Origin of the sequence: Actinoplanes sp. NPDC026670, assembly GCF_040638175.1 — a bacterium.
GTDB lineage: Bacteria > Actinomycetota > Actinomycetes > Mycobacteriales > Micromonosporaceae > Actinoplanes.
The window spans coordinates 42,754-56,077 of the sequence record NZ_JBEZXU010000005.1 but is presented as its reverse complement, the minus strand read 5'-3'; the positions used below and the strand labels follow the sequence as shown (position 1 = coordinate 56,077).

At 70.8% G+C, this 13,324-nt stretch carries 12 protein-coding genes; 4 read left to right on the top strand and 8 right to left on the bottom strand.

All coding sequences use genetic code 11. From position 1 onward, the window contains the following. Positions 1 to 4: 4 nt before the first annotated feature. Genes AB0E94_RS06785 through AB0E94_RS06775 form a run of 3 tightly spaced genes read right to left on the bottom strand, consistent with a single transcriptional unit; the run spans position 5 to position 4,037 of the window. Entirely contained in the window at positions 5 to 2,500 is a 2,496-nt protein-coding gene (locus AB0E94_RS06785) for a polynucleotide kinase-phosphatase (RefSeq protein ID WP_360323365.1), read from the bottom strand. Beyond that, positions 2,497 to 3,846 carry a 3' terminal RNA ribose 2'-O-methyltransferase Hen1 gene (locus tag AB0E94_RS06780; RefSeq protein ID WP_360323363.1) on the bottom strand — a complete coding sequence of 450 codons (1,350 nt, stop codon included), beginning with the start codon at positions 3,844 to 3,846 and terminating at the stop codon, positions 2,497 to 2,499. Before AB0E94_RS06780 ends, AB0E94_RS06785 begins: the two co-directional genes overlap by 4 nt. Positions 3,847 to 3,887: 41 nt before the next feature. Further along, on the bottom strand, positions 3,888 to 4,037 hold the full coding sequence (locus tag AB0E94_RS06775) for a hypothetical protein (protein WP_360323361.1): 150 nt from the start codon (positions 4,035 to 4,037) through the stop codon (positions 3,888 to 3,890). Between the two features lie 201 nt (positions 4,038 to 4,238). Between AB0E94_RS06775 and fbaA the strand changes: the two genes are divergently transcribed. Together fbaA and AB0E94_RS06765 are read left to right on the top strand one after the other, a co-directional pair. Beyond that, a complete protein-coding gene (fbaA, locus tag AB0E94_RS06770) occupies positions 4,239 to 5,264 on the top strand; it encodes a class II fructose-bisphosphate aldolase (RefSeq protein WP_360323359.1) in 1,026 nt (341 codons plus the stop codon). A gap of 111 nt (positions 5,265 to 5,375) precedes the next feature. Next, positions 5,376 to 5,897 carry a hypothetical protein gene (locus AB0E94_RS06765; RefSeq protein WP_360323357.1) on the top strand — a complete coding sequence of 174 codons (522 nt, stop codon included), beginning with the start codon at positions 5,376 to 5,378 and terminating at the stop codon, positions 5,895 to 5,897. A 4-nt stretch (positions 5,898 to 5,901) separates the two neighbouring features. On the opposite strand, the gene AB0E94_RS06760 is transcribed toward AB0E94_RS06765, so the two are convergent. Then, a complete protein-coding gene (locus AB0E94_RS06760) occupies positions 5,902 to 6,255 on the bottom strand; it encodes a hypothetical protein (protein ID WP_360323355.1) in 354 nt (117 codons plus the stop codon). Between the two features lie 26 nt (positions 6,256 to 6,281). After that, positions 6,282 to 7,469 (bottom strand): hypothetical protein, encoded by a 1,188-nt coding sequence (locus AB0E94_RS06755; protein WP_360323353.1) that lies wholly within the window; start codon positions 7,467 to 7,469, stop codon positions 6,282 to 6,284. Between the two features lie 56 nt (positions 7,470 to 7,525). Here AB0E94_RS06755 and AB0E94_RS06750 point away from each other — a divergent pair, with 56 nt between their 5' ends. Together AB0E94_RS06750 and AB0E94_RS06745 are read left to right on the top strand one after the other, a co-directional pair. Beyond that, the gene (locus tag AB0E94_RS06750; protein ID WP_360323351.1) at positions 7,526 to 8,515 is read left to right on the top strand and encodes an ADP-ribosylglycohydrolase family protein; all 990 of its coding nucleotides are present in this window, start codon (positions 7,526 to 7,528) and stop codon (positions 8,513 to 8,515) included. 137 nt (positions 8,516 to 8,652) lie between these two features. After that, a complete protein-coding gene (locus AB0E94_RS06745; RefSeq protein ID WP_360323349.1) occupies positions 8,653 to 9,075 on the top strand; it encodes a DUF3151 domain-containing protein in 423 nt (140 codons plus the stop codon). 30 nt (positions 9,076 to 9,105) lie between these two features. On the opposite strand, the gene AB0E94_RS06740 is transcribed toward AB0E94_RS06745, so the two are convergent. The 3 genes from AB0E94_RS06740 to AB0E94_RS06730 form a co-directional block, all read right to left on the bottom strand. Continuing rightward, entirely contained in the window at positions 9,106 to 10,980 is a 1,875-nt protein-coding gene (locus AB0E94_RS06740) for a chromosome partitioning protein (RefSeq protein WP_360323347.1), read from the bottom strand. A gap of 61 nt (positions 10,981 to 11,041) precedes the next feature. Beyond that, positions 11,042 to 11,998, bottom strand: coding sequence for a diacylglycerol kinase family protein (locus AB0E94_RS06735; protein ID WP_360323345.1), 957 nt, complete (start codon positions 11,996 to 11,998; stop codon positions 11,042 to 11,044). Next, the gene (locus AB0E94_RS06730) at positions 11,998 to 13,290 is read right to left on the bottom strand and encodes an adenylosuccinate synthase (RefSeq protein ID WP_360323343.1); all 1,293 of its coding nucleotides are present in this window, start codon (positions 13,288 to 13,290) and stop codon (positions 11,998 to 12,000) included. Before AB0E94_RS06730 ends, AB0E94_RS06735 begins: the two co-directional genes overlap by 1 nt. Positions 13,291 to 13,324 lie beyond the last annotated feature (34 nt).

Genomic DNA, 13,324 nt, shown 5'->3' with positions numbered 1-13,324 from the left:
GTGGTCACAGTCGGGGGTCGACCGGCTCCGATTCGGCGGCCAGGACGGCGAAGACCAACTCGTGCACCCGCCACGCCGGGGCGCCCTCGGCCAGCCGGTCCAGAGCCGCCAGCCCGAGCCCGTGCTCACGCAGCGCCAGCGACCGCTTCCGGCCCAGGTTGCGCTGCCGCAGACGGGTCAGCTGTTCCGGCCGGGTGTACTCCGGTCCGTAGATGATCCGCAGGTACTCACGGCCACGGCACTTCACCCCGGGCTGCACGAGGCGGCCCTTTCCGTCGACCGCCGCGAGCCCGGACCACGGCTTCACCACCATGCCCTCGCCGCCGGCCGCGGTCAGCGTCAGCCACCACTCGGTCGCGGCGGCCTCCGACACCGGGTCGGCCAGGTCCACGACCATCCGGCGGGTCGGCGTGAAGAGCTCCGGGTCGGCCGCCACCAGCCGGTCGGCAAGAGCGAGATGCCAATCATGATCCTTTTTGGCGTACGAGACACCGGCGCCGGCCAGGAACACGAACGGGGCGAGCGTGACCCCGGCGAGCCCGTCCGTCGGCCGCACGTAGGACCGGTACGCCGCCGAGTAGCCGTCGATCTCGGCCGCCCGCAGCTCCAGCCGGTCCCGTAGTCCACCCACGTCGAGCCCGCGCCCGGCCACACCCTCCAGCACCGACAGCGCCGCGGGCAGGGCGGCTCGCCCGGCCGCGCCCACTCCGGCGTACTGGTCCCGGATCAGGCCGCCGGCCTTGGCCGACCACGGCAGCAGCTCGGCGTCGATGAGCAGCCAGTCGGTGGCCAGCTCGGTCAGGATCGGGGCGACCGCGGCGCGCACCCGGGCCAGCAGCGGCTCGTCCAGCTCGGGGCCGAAGAACGGCCGGCCGGTCCGGGTCCAGATCGCGTCGCCGGCGCCGGAGGCGGAGACCCGCACCACGGCCCGGGAGCCCATGTGCTTCTCCTCGCACACCACCCGGTCCACCCCGGCGCTCCGCAGGTCGGCGAATGCGGACGACGGGTGCTCCAGGTAACCCTCGACCGTCGAGCTCGTGCACGGGGCCATCGTGGGCGGGAGCCAGACCAGGTTCTCCGGGTCGACCGAGAACCGGCCCATCACCTCCAGTGCGGCGGCGGCGTTCTCGGCGGGGACGGTCGTCTGGCCGTACCCGTAATCGATGTGCCGTCGGCCGATGACGTCGGCGATGTCGAGCCCGGTGTCCGGCTTGGTGGCGACCGCGGTGAACGGCCGCACCGGGGCGTAGTACTCCTTCGCCGCCGGGACCGCCACGATCTCGCGGGACGGCCAGCGCAGTGCGGTCAGCGCGCCGCCGAAGACACAGCCGGTGTCCAGACAGATGGTGTTGTTGATCCACTCCGGCTGCGGGGTGGGCACGTGGCCGTAGACGACAGCCGCGGAACCGCGGTAGTCGCGCGCCCACGGGTAGCGGACCGGCAGGCCGTACTCGTCGGTCTCGCCGGTGGTCTCGCCGTAGAGCGCGAAGCTGCGCACCCGCCCGGAGGCCCGGCCGTGGTAGGCCTCCTTCAGGCCGGCGTGCGCCACCACGAGCTTGCCGTCGTCCAGCAGGTAGTGGCTGACCAGGCCGTCGATGAAGGTGCGGACCTCGGCGACGAAGGCCGGGTCCTCGGCGTCCAGCTGCTCCAGCGTCTCCGGCAGGCCGTGGGTGAGCTGCACGTTGCGCCCGTTCAGCTTGCGGGCCAGCTTCTGCTCGTGGTTGCCCGGCACACAGATCGCGTGGCCGGCCGCCACCATGCCCATGACCAGGCGCAGCACTCCGGGCGAGTCCGGACCGCGGTCGACCAGGTCACCGACGAAGACGGCCTTGCGGGCGTCCGGGTGCACGGCGTCGACCGGGCGGCCCTGATCGTCGCGGATCAGCTCCCAGCCCAGCCTGCCGAGCAGCGACTCCAGCTCGGCCCGGCAGCCGTGCACGTCACCGATGATGTCGAACGGCCCGTGCTCGTCCTTGCGGTCGTTGAAGAGCTTCTCGTAGCGGATCTCGGCCGCCGCGATCTCGTCCACCCCGCGCAGCACGTGGATCTTGCGGAAGCCCTCCTTCGCCAGCTGGTTGAGCGAGCGCCGCAGGTCACGGTGCATCCGGGTGAGGACCTGACGGCCGAAGGTGCGGTCCTCGCGAGCCTCGGTGCGCTCCCAGGCCACTGATTCCGGCACGTCCAGGACGATCGCCACCGGCAGCACGTCGTGCTCGCGGGCCACCTTGACCAGGCCGGCGCGGGCGTGCGACTGGAGGTTGGTGGCGTCGACCACGGTGAGCCGGCCGGCCGCGAGCCGCTTGCCGGCCACGTAGTGCAGTGCCTCGAAGGCGTCGGCGGAGGCGGACTGGTCGTTCTCGTCGTCGGCGATCAGACCGCGGAAGAAGTCCGAGGAGAGCACCTGGGTGGGCTTGAACCGGGTACGGGCGAAGGTCGACTTGCCGGAGCCGGAGATGCCGACCAAGGCGACGAGCGACAGCTCGGGAACGTCGATGATCATGCGGACACCTCCAGGATCCGGAAGAGGGCGAGCTGGGTCGGGGCGCCGGTGGTCTCGTCGTGCTCCCCCACGCCACGGATGGTGACCGTGTAGCCGTGCTCGGCGGCGACGCGCGAGGCCCACTCGGCGAACTCGGCCCGCGTCCACTCGAAGCGGTGATCCGAGTGACGCATCCCGGTCAGGCCCTCGTAGTGCACGTTGTACTCGACGTTCGGCGTGGTCACGACGACCGCGCGGGGCTTCGCGTGCCCGAAGACCGCCGCCTCCAGCGCGGGCAGCCGGGGCAGGTCGACGTGCTCGATGACCTCCATCAGCACCGCCGCGTCGAAACCGCGCAGCCGGTCGTCACGGTAGGTGAGCGCGGTCTGGATCAGCTTGACCCGGTCGCCCAGCCGCTCGATCTTGATCTTGCGGGCGGCCTGTTCCAGCGTGCGGGTGGCCACGTCGGCGCCGACGATCTCGGTGAACGACCGGTTCTTGACCAGCGCGGCGAGCAGGGCGCCGGCGCCGCAGCCCAGGTCGAGCACCCGGGACGCGCCGGCCTCGGCCAGGGCGGCCAGCACCGCCTCCCGGCGCTGCTCGGCCAGCGGCGCCCGGCGGGTCACCGGCAGCTCGGCCTCCTCCTCGGTGACCGGCTGGTCCGCCTCCAGCAGCTGAAGGGCCGTGGTGGCCAGGGACCGCCGGTGCGCCAGGTAGCGGCGGGCGATCAGCACCTTCTCCGGATGCGCGGCCAGCCAGCCCTCACCGGAACGCAGCAGCTTCTCGATCTCGTCCGGGGCGACCCAGTAGTGCTTGCCGTCGTCCAGGACCGGGAGCAGCACGTACAGGTGGTTGAGCGCGTCCGCGACCCGTACCTCGCCGGTCAGCCGGAGGTCGACGTAACGGCTGTCGCCGCCGATCTCCGGCTCGAACGGGATCCGGGTGGCCGACACCGACCAGCCGAGCGGGGCGAACAGGCGGGTCACCAGCTCCGGCGTGCCGCGCAGCACCGGCACCCGGATCTCCAGTGGGATCGGGACGGCGGCCAGCTCCGGGCGGTCCTTCGAGGCGCCGCGCAGAGCGGTGCGGAAGACCTTGGCCAGGGCGCTCGACAGCAGGCTGGAGGCGGCGTACGGCCGGTCGTTGACGTACTGGCTCAACTCGAAGGCGTCCCGCTGCGCGCGTAGCAGCTGGGGGTTGACGTCCAGCAGCAGCGCGGCGGTGCAGCGGTCGTCGTCGGCCTCGGGGTAGAGGACGTACGCCGTACCGGTCGGCACGCTGAAGGAATGCACCTTGCCGGGGTGCTTGACCAGCAGATAGCCCAGATCGGTGGCGGGCCGGTGGGTGGTCGTCAGAGTGAGCAGCACCCGTCGATCGTGACAGCGGGTGCGATTTCCGGCGATCGAATTCAGCGGTAGTCGTCGTCGAACTCGACGATCCGGTTCTCCTCCGAGGCGTCCTGCTCGTCGGTCTCGTCCTGCCAGCCGCGCACGGCGGTCGCTTGCTCAGCGGCGTCGACCTCGGGTGTCTCCAGGTCGACTTCCAGTGGGTGGGTCATCTCCGGGCTCCCTTCCGTCTCGGCGTCTTTCGCCTCCATGGTGCGACTTAATCCGGACCGATGCCACACAAACGGGCATGCGCCGGTTGTGATTTCGAGGCGGTTTCCACTACGCACCGCAACTGCGGAATACTTGCGTCCTGGAGGACAGCGCGGTCCTGCCCTCTCGCAGCCCGTGAAAATGAGCAAGGAGCGCACCCGATGCCTATCGCTTCTCCCGAGGTCTACGCCGAGATGATCGATCGCGCCAAGGCCGGCGCGTTCGCCTACCCGGCGATCAATGTGACGTCCTCGCAGACCCTCAACGCGGCCCTCCAGGGCTTCGCCGAGGCCGGCAGCGACGGCATCATCCAGATCTCGACCGGTGGTGCCGAGTATGTGTCCGGCCCGACCATCAAGGACAAGGTCGTCGGCGCGGTGGCGCTGGCCGAGTTCGCCCACCACGTCGCCAAGCAGTATTCGGTGAACATCGCGCTGCACACCGACCACTGCCCGAAGAACCACCTCGACGGCTTCGTCCGCCCGCTGATCGACATCTCGGCCGAGCGCGTGGCCAAGGGCCAGGCGCCGCTGTTCCAGTCGCACATGTGGGACGGTTCGGCCGTGCCGCTCGACGAGAACCTCCAGATCGCCGAGGAGCTGCTGGCCAAGACCGCGGCTGCCAAGATCATCCTGGAGATCGAGGTCGGCGTCGTCGGTGGCGAGGAGGACGGCGTCTCCGCCGCGATCGACGACAAGCTCTACTCCACCGTCGAGGACGGCCTGGCCACCGCCGCCGCCCTGGGCCTGGGTGAGAAGGGCCGTTACCTGACCGCCCTCACCTTCGGCAACGTGCACGGCGTCTACAAGCCGGGCAACGTCAAGCTCCGCCCGGAGATCCTCAAGGAGATCCAGGACGCGATCGGCGCCAAGTACGGCAAGGAGAAGCCGCTCGACCTGGTCTTCCACGGCGGCTCCGGCTCGCTGCTGTCGGAGATCCACGGCGCTCTGGACTACGGCGTGGTGAAGATGAACATCGACACCGACACGCAGTATGCGTTCTCCCGCCCGGTGGCCGACCACTTCTTCAAGAACTACGACGGTGTCCTGAAGGTGGACGGCGAGGTCGGCAACAAGAAGGCCTACGACCCGCGCGCCTGGGGCAAGCTCGCGGAGAACGGTCTCGCCAAGCGGGTCGTCGAGGCTGCCGAGCACCTCCGCTCCGCTGGTACCTCTCTCGGCAAGTAAGCACTCGATCCAGCGGTGACAGCCGGTCCCCTTCGTGGGGACCGGCTGTTCTCGTCTTGCGGGGTCACACCGAGGCGCGGGTACCATCGACCGATCAAGATCGGCGGGACGGTGGACGTGCTCGGAATCGAGGGCTGGAAACCCGAGTGGCATCACGACGCCGAAGCCCTCGCCGCCACACATCGACACATGTTCGTGCGGCTCATCGGTAAGAAGCTGCGATCAAGCCACCTGATGTGGGATGTCGCTGAGCGTGGCTGGTTCGCTGACGGTCCGGTGATCCTCGACTTCGGGCTCAGTCGTGTCGAGATCACTCACCGTAAATTCGACGAGTGCGCGATCACCTGGGACCAGATCGACACGGCGCTCCCGGTGGACCTCTACGAGCACTTCGACTGGCGGCCCGACCCGCACGCCGCGCTGCGCAACGCCCGGGGCCGGCCGCTCCGGGCGGTCAACGTCATCGAGCGGACCACTCCGGCCGACTGGCGGCCCCGGGTGCTGCACGCCGTCGAGTTCCTGTTCGACGGCGCGCGCCTCGCGATCTACAACGCCATGGACGAGAACGGCATCACCGACGTCCCCGAAGGCGACCTGCCGGCGGCACATTGGCGCCGCGTGCACGTGGCGTAGGGCCTCAGTAGCTGCCGCCGCCGCTGTCCCCGCCGCCGGAGAACGAGCTGCCGCTGTCACCGCCACCCCAGGACGAGCCGCCGCTGTCGCCGCCGCCCCACCAACTCCCGCCGCTGTCGGAGGACGACGACGAGTCCGGCGAGCTCGACGAGTCCCAGGTGCCGCTGCTCCCGTCGGAGTGGTGGTAAGCGGCGCCACCGGCCACCCACGCGCCGCCGCTACGCGACCGGCCCTTGCCGTAGCGGCCCTCGTGGTAGGCCGCCTTGGTGTTGTGCCTGATCAGCTTCACGACGAACACCACGGCGAACAACGCGACGACAAGGCCCAGGATCACCGGGACGAACAACAAGGCTTCCATGGCAGCAGTGTGCGGTAGCCGCGCCACTACCGGGAGAGAGCGGCCATCGCTTCGTCCAGCGAGTCGGTGACGACGATCAGATGGGACTGGTCACCATGGGGCGAACGGGCCAGCAGCGGACCGAGCAGGTCGGCCACCGGCAGCCGTGTCCAGTGCTCCACACCGAGGAACACATACGCCCCGGACGGGCCGTCGGTGGCGTAGAACGTCTTCGTCGCGGCCTGGAAGATCTCCTGCACGGTGCCGGCCCAACCGGGAGCGAACACGATCCCGCCCCGGGCCAGCCGCAGGATCGAGTCCTCCCGTACCGCGTTGGAGAAGTACTTGCCGATCTGCCCGGCGAACAGATTCGCCGGCTCGTGGCCGTACAACCAGGTGGGTAAAGCCAGACCGCCGTGCCGGAGCCGCCCGGCGACGTCGAGGGAAGGCAGCGGATGCGTGGCCCGGACCGACAGCGCGGCCGCCGTGTACGGCTCGTGATCCATGAAATGCGGCGCCACCGAGAGCCTGTCGATCGCGGTGGCCAGCTCGGCCTCGTCGAAGGAGGCGAAATAGGCGCCCAGATTGGCCGCCTCCATCACCCCGGGACCACCGCCGGTGACGATCAGCCGGTCGGCGGCGGCCAGGCGACGGGACAGGGTCGCCACCATGCGGTACGGCTCGGAGCCCCGAGGAGCAGCGTGCCCGCCCATGATCCCGATCGCGCCACGGGTCCCGTGCACGGTCGCCCACTCGTTGAGCGCCTTGCCGAGCGCATTGTCGATCCCGGCGTCGTGCAGCCGCTGAGCGAGCGCCTCCCGAATGTCCGGAACCGCGCCACCATGGTCGACGAAATGCTGGTAGACGGCTGTGTCGTACATCCCGGAAAAGCCCTTGTCGGCGAAGCCGGCGGAAAGGTCCTCGGGTGTGTAGAGCAGCGCCGGATGGGTCGGATAGGGCCGCTCGTCGAAGGGCGGGACCACGTGCGCCCCGCGCAGGATCAGGTCGGACTCCACCTCGGGACCGGCCAGATGACAGCCGACGAACATGGTGTCGCGCACATCCACCCCGGTCAGGTCGGGCGGGTCGCGGTCCAGTCGGAGGCCCAGGACGCAGAGGCCGGCCAGGGTGTTCTTGGCCAGGTGCACGTCCAGTTCGGCTCGGGTCTCGATCTCGTCGGCGGTCGCGTCGAAAGGCGCGTCCCCGCCGAGCACTGGTTGCAGGGGATCGGGCATGGCGTCCATTTTGCTCGTACCGCGCGCGTCGTTGACCGACTCCCTAGAGTTGGCGCATGCGTGCTGCGACGGGTTCCCTTCTCGGTCTGGCCTACGGCGACTCGCTCGGGAAACCGACCGAGTTCCAGGAGTACGAGACGATCGTGGCCCGGTACGGTCCCGGCGGACCCCGGCAGCTCGTCGGGGAGCCGGCGCTCGTCACCGACGACACCCAGATGGCGCTCGCGGTCGGTGAATCACTGCGCGAGGCCGGTGCGATCACTCCGGCAGCGCTCGAACCGGTGCTGCGCCGGCGCTTCCTGGAGTGGGCGGCCAGCCCGGAGAACGACCGGGCGCCCGGCATGACCTGTCTGCGGGCGATCGGCAACCTCGCCGACGGGCGGCCCTGGATCCAGGCCACCCAGTCCGGGTCGAAAGGGTGCGGGGCGAACATGCGGGTCACCCCGGTCGGTCTGCTGCCCGGTCTCACCGACGACCAGCGGTCCGGGGCGGCGCAGTTCCAGGCCGCACTGACGCACGGGCATCCGACCGGGCTGGCGGCGAGCGAGCTCACGGCGTACGCCGTCTTCTGGCTCCGCGGCGGTCTGGCGCCGTCGGACCTGCTCGCGGCGTTGCGGGAACGCTGCGTCGAACAGCGGAAGGTCTACCGCGGCGACTGGCTCGGCGACCTGTGGCACCGCCCGGCGATGACCTCGCCCGAGGAGTTCATCGCCCTGGGCTGGGACGAGTGCGCCGCCGCCCTCGACCGGGTGGCCGACGCTCTGTCTGGAAGTGATCACAGCGGCGATCCGTGTTTGCGGACCGGTGCCGGGTGGATCGCCGAGGAGGCGCTGGCCACCGCCCTCTACGTGTACCTGATCTCGCCGGACGAGCCGGTCACGGTCCTCGGCCGGGGTGCCGCCTCCTCCGGCGACTCCGACTCGATCGCCTGCCTGGCGGGCGCGTTCGCCGGGGCGGCCCTGGGCCTCGCGGCCTGGCCGGCCGATTGGCAGACCCAGATCGAGTACGCCGACCGCCTCTTCCGGCTGGGCACCGCCTGGGACTGACCCACCCGCCGGACCGGTCGCCCGTCGGGTCGGTGCGAGCCGTCCGGACCGGCCGCCCGTCCGGACGGTGCGAGCCAGCCGGAACACAAACGTGGTGGCGGCGGAATGAACGCGGCCCGGACGGGTTGAATGGGGGCATGCAGAACCTCCTTCCCGAGCCGCCCGCCACCCGACTGCCCGCCGACGCCGAAGCCGACAAGGCCCTGGCCGAGGCCGCCGCAGCGGGCTCCGAGCAGGCCTTCAAGGCGGTCGCCGCCAGATTCCCCTCCTACAGCGCCGCGTGGGCGCCGCTGGCCGTGGCCGCGTTGGCCGCCGACGAGCCGGTGACCGCTTACGCCTATGCCCGCACCGGTTACCACCGCGGCCTGGACGCGCTGCGCCGCAACGGCTGGAAGGGTCACGGTCCGGTCCCGTGGGCGCACGAGCCGAACCAGGGGTTCCTCCGCTGCCTGCACGCCCTGTCCCAGGCCGCCGCCTCGATCGGTGAGGCGGACGAGGCGGCCCGCTGTGCCCAGTTCCTCCGGGACAGCGACCCGGCCGCCGCCGACGCCCTGACCTAGGAAACCCGCGCCGACGTTAAGAGCGGCGGATCACAAGCCGTCGGCCACCGCTGCGGCGATCTTGAGCCAGGCGTCCTTCGTGGGGCCGGAGAGTTCGCCGTAGCGGATCGGCTCACCCGAGTCGATCAACCGCTCGTAGGGGGCCACCAGCACCGCCCGGGTCCGGGCCGCGAAGTGCTGCTGGATCCACTGGAGGTCGATGTCCTTGCGGGTCGGCGGCATCGTGACAATGGTCACCGCCTGACGCACGAGTCGGCGGCGTCCGCTCTGTTCCAGGTGGTCGAGGGCCCGGGCCGCGGTCTCGGCCGAGTCGTTACGGGCCGACATCGTGATCACCAGCTGGTCGGTGGCGTCCATGGCGGCCTGCCAGTTCTCCGCGCGGACGTTGTTCCCGGTGTCCACGAAGATCAGCTTGTAGAACCGGCTCACCACATCCCGGATCTCGGCGAACGACGACGCCGTCAGCATCTCGCCGGCGGTCGCCGACTCGTCCGAGGCGAGCACGTCGAACATGCCCTCGCCCTGGGCCCGCACATACTGCGACAGGTCACCGACGCGCCCCTGCGCCCCCTGGAAGAGATGCAGATCACGCATCATGTCGCGGACCGTACGAGCGTGGAAATCCTGCTGCGCCCGCATCCCGAGGGTGCCCTGGGTCTCGTTGTTGTCCCAGGCCAGGACGTACCCACCGCGCTTCTGCCCGAACGTCATCGCGAGCAGCAGCACGGCCACCGTCTTGCCGGCGCCGCCCTTCGGGTTGACCACGGTCACCTGCCGTAGCCCACCGAAGTTGCGGCGAACCATCTCGACGTCCTGCTTGTACTCCAGTTCACGCTGCCCCGGAGCCAGCTTGACCAGGCCGAACATGCCTTTCTGCAGCACCGCCCGAGCACCCATCGTGGCACTCTGCTGAGCGGGCCGGGCCAGCCGCCGCCGCGCGAACTCCTCAGCGGTCGGCGTGCCGTCCACCATCCAGTTCAGCTCCTGGAACGGGTCGGCCTCACCGGTTGCCGACTGCTCCGCCCCGGGCTGCGCGTCGGGCCAGGTCTGCGGCGCGCTCTGCCCGCCGCTGTGGGGCGCGGCGTTCGCATCGGGCCAGGTCTGCGGCGCGTTTTGGGGCGCGCCGTGCGCCTGCGGCCAGGTCTCAGTCGCGCCTTGCGGCCGGTCGGTGGGCGCGGCGTGGGCCGTCGGCGGCGTCACCGGGGCGGCATGCGGGGGCTGCGGGGTGGGCTGCGCCTGCGGGGGTACGGCCGTCGCGTTCGCGGACGACCTGAGGTCGGCAGGCGGTGGAGTGGAGAAGGGCCGAGCAACCGGCTGCTGATCGCCGGACCATTGCTCGCCCGGCGAGGAGAAGGCGCTCTGCCGGTCAGCCGGTTGCTGGTCGACCGATGGGGCGAAGGTGGGCTGCTGCGGAGAAGGCGGCTGCTGCGCGAAGGCCGGCCCCGGAGCGGCGGGCTGCTGGTCGACCGGCCGCGTGAAGGTGGGCTGTGGCTCGGCTGCGGCCGGCCGGTGCAGGGGCTGCGCCCACGGCGAGTCGGCCGTGGTGTGCCCCTCCGGCTGCCCGATCGGCGCGGGCGGCGGGCCAGCCTGGTGATCCGGCGGCGGGCCGGGCTGCGAACTTGGCGGCGGGCCGGGCTGCGGGTGGGCCGGCGAGTCCGTGGCGGGGGGTGGCATCCGGTGGCCCGGGGCGTGCACCCCGGGTGGCAGCGGCGGACCGTCGGCCGGCCGGAACACGCCCGGCTCGACCTGGACCATCCCGACCGGTGGCACCCGATCAGTCAGTGGCACGGCACGGCCGTGCACCGGCGTCTCGGGCTCGTCGGCCCAGAACGGCTCCACGTCTCGGGCCGGGTTCGAACCCTCGGCGCCCGGGACGTAGACACGGTCGGCGTTCTCGTCCGCCACGGATGAGACCTCCGGTATCACGAAATCTTGGGTCTGCTGCCCGTCCAGAGTTACACGGACCTCAGCCCGCGTACACCGCCCAGGCGCCCGGCTCGGTCCACCAGGATCGCTTGCGGCTGGTGGAACCCGCCACCCCGTCGTCGAGGAACTGGAGGTCACCCTCGCGCGGCAGGACGGACACCGCACGTCCGCGGACCCGGCGCACTTCCACCCGTACCCGCGTGCGTTTGAAGAGCTTTTTGACGACAACCGGAACCGCTACCGCGACCTCGACCCGGCCGTCGGTCGGATCGCCGTCGGCGAGCAGCCGGAGGCCGTCGAACTCGGCGTAACCGGCGCCGTTGCCGATCGCACAGGCCAGCACCGGTTCCGCGCCGTCGGTGAGCACCGCGTCGTCGACCTCGACCCGGCCCCGCCACGGCACGGCCCGCCCGTTGTCGTCGGAACCGCCGAGCAGCGCCCCGTCGAGCGTGACCGAGCCACCGTCGTTACGCAGCAGGTCCAGCCGCCGGACTGTGCCGTTCATCACGGCTGCGGCGACGGCCTCCGGCGTCCGGGGAAGGCCGAGCTGGGCGGCCAGGTCCTCGGTGTTGCCCGGGTCGAGCGGCAGGATCGCCACCGGCGGCAGGTCCGGCACGGTCCGCCCGGCGACCAGGTCGGCGGGCCGTTTGCTCGGCGGCGGGGCGTACCGCCGGACCAGCCGGCGCATCACGGCGCGCAGCTGGCCGTCGGTCGCGGTCGCCACCACGAGGCGCACCTTGGTGTCCGGGTCGGGCCAGGTCAGGCCGTCCGGCCGGGTCGGGCCGTCGAACCGGGTGAGGACCGCGTCGATCTCCTGATCGGAGCCGGCCAGCACGGTCTCCACCAGCGCCCCGGCCTTGCGCAGTGCGTCCGCGCAGGCCAGGACCGGGGTGCGAGGGGTGGCACAGACGGCGTTGCAGCCGCCGCAGCCCGAGTCGCCGGAGCCGCAGGAATCGCCCGAGCCCTCGGCCAGGCTCAGGAGAACGACGTCATACATCAGACCCCGCCGAGCACCGAGTGCCGCTCGATGACCGCTTCGCGGCCGGGGCCGACGCCGACGATCGAGATCCGGGCGCCGATCCGGGCCTCCACGTACTCGACGAAGTCCTGCGCCTCCTGGGGCAGGTCCTCGAACTTGCGGCAGCCGGAGATGTCCTGCTTCCAGCCGGGCAGCGTCTCGAAGATCGGCACGGCGTGGTGGAAGTCGGTCTGGTTGACCGGCATCTCGTCGTGACGGACGCCGTTCACCTCGTAGGCCACGCAGATCGGGATCTCGTCCAGCCCGTCGTAGTTGTCGAGCTTGGTCATCGCGAAGTCGGTGACCCCGTTGATCCGCTGCGCGTAGCGGCCGATCACCAGGTCGAGCCAGCCGATCCGGCGCGGGCGGCCGGTGGTGGTGCCGTACTCGTGGCCGACCTCACGCAGGTAGTCGCCGAACTTGTCGTGCAGCTCGGTCGGGAACGGGCCCTCACCGACGCGAGTGGTGAACGCCTTGAGCACCGCGACCACCCGGTCGATCCGGGTCGGCGGGATGCCGGAGCCGGTGCAGGCGCCGCCGGCCGTCGCGTTCGAGCTGGTCACGAAGGGGTAGGTGCCGTGGTCGACGTCGAGCAGGGTGGCCTGGCCGGCCTCGCAGAGCACGACCTTGCCGTCGTCGATCGCGTTCGACAGCTCCAGGGCGGTGTCCGCCACGTACGGCCGGAGCCGCTCGACGTACGACAGCAGCTCCTGGACGACGTCGTCGACCTTCGCCCCGGTCCGGTTGTAGATCTTCGACAGCACCTGGTTCTTGAAGCCCAGTGCCGCCGTGACCTTCTGCCGCAGGATCGACTCGTCGAAGAGGTCCTGCACCCGGATGCCGATCCGGTTCATCTTGTCGGCGTAGGTCGGGCCGATGCCGCGCCCGGTGGTGCCGATCCGGCGGGAGCCGAGGAAACGCTCGGTGACCTTGTCGAGGGTGCGGTTGTAGGAGGCGATCACGTGCGCGTTGGCGCTGATCCGCAGCCGGGACGTGTCGATGCCGCGGGCCTCCAGCCCGTCGATCTCCTGGAAGAGCACGTTGAGGTCGACGACGACGCCGTTGCCGATCACCGGTACGACCCCCGGGGAGAGGATCCCGCTCGGGAGGAGGTGGAGTGCGTACTTCTCGCCGTCGATGACGACGGTGTGGCCCGCGTTGTTGCCACCGTTGAACTTGACCACGTAGTCGAGCCGGTCACCCAGCAGATCTGTGGCCTTACCCTTGCCCTCGTCGCCCCACTGGGCGCCGACCAACACGATCACCGGCACTTTTAGATATGCCTTTCCCCAAGGTCGTACCTGG

What these genes read in the sequence shown, in the direction of transcription:
- AB0E94_RS06760 (WP_360323355.1), bottom strand. Translation starts at nt 6,255, where the DNA reads ATGGAAGCCTTGTTGTTCGTCCCGGTGATCCTGGGCCTTGTCGTCGCG.
- AB0E94_RS06785 (WP_360323365.1), bottom strand. Translation starts at nt 2,500, where the DNA reads ATGATCATCGACGTTCCCGAGCTGTCGCTCGTCGCCTTGGTCGGCATC.
- fbaA (WP_360323359.1), top strand. Translation starts at nt 4,239, where the DNA reads ATGCCTATCGCTTCTCCCGAGGTCTACGCCGAGATGATCGATCGCGCC.
- AB0E94_RS06735 (WP_360323345.1), bottom strand. Translation starts at nt 11,998, where the DNA reads ATGTATGACGTCGTTCTCCTGAGCCTGGCCGAGGGCTCGGGCGATTCC.
- AB0E94_RS06775 (WP_360323361.1), bottom strand. Translation starts at nt 4,037, where the DNA reads ATGACCCACCCACTGGAAGTCGACCTGGAGACACCCGAGGTCGACGCC.
- AB0E94_RS06745 (WP_360323349.1), top strand. Translation starts at nt 8,653, where the DNA reads ATGCAGAACCTCCTTCCCGAGCCGCCCGCCACCCGACTGCCCGCCGAC.
- AB0E94_RS06750 (WP_360323351.1), top strand. Translation starts at nt 7,526, where the DNA reads ATGCGTGCTGCGACGGGTTCCCTTCTCGGTCTGGCCTACGGCGACTCG.
- AB0E94_RS06755 (WP_360323353.1), bottom strand. Translation starts at nt 7,469, where the DNA reads ATGCCCGATCCCCTGCAACCAGTGCTCGGCGGGGACGCGCCTTTCGAC.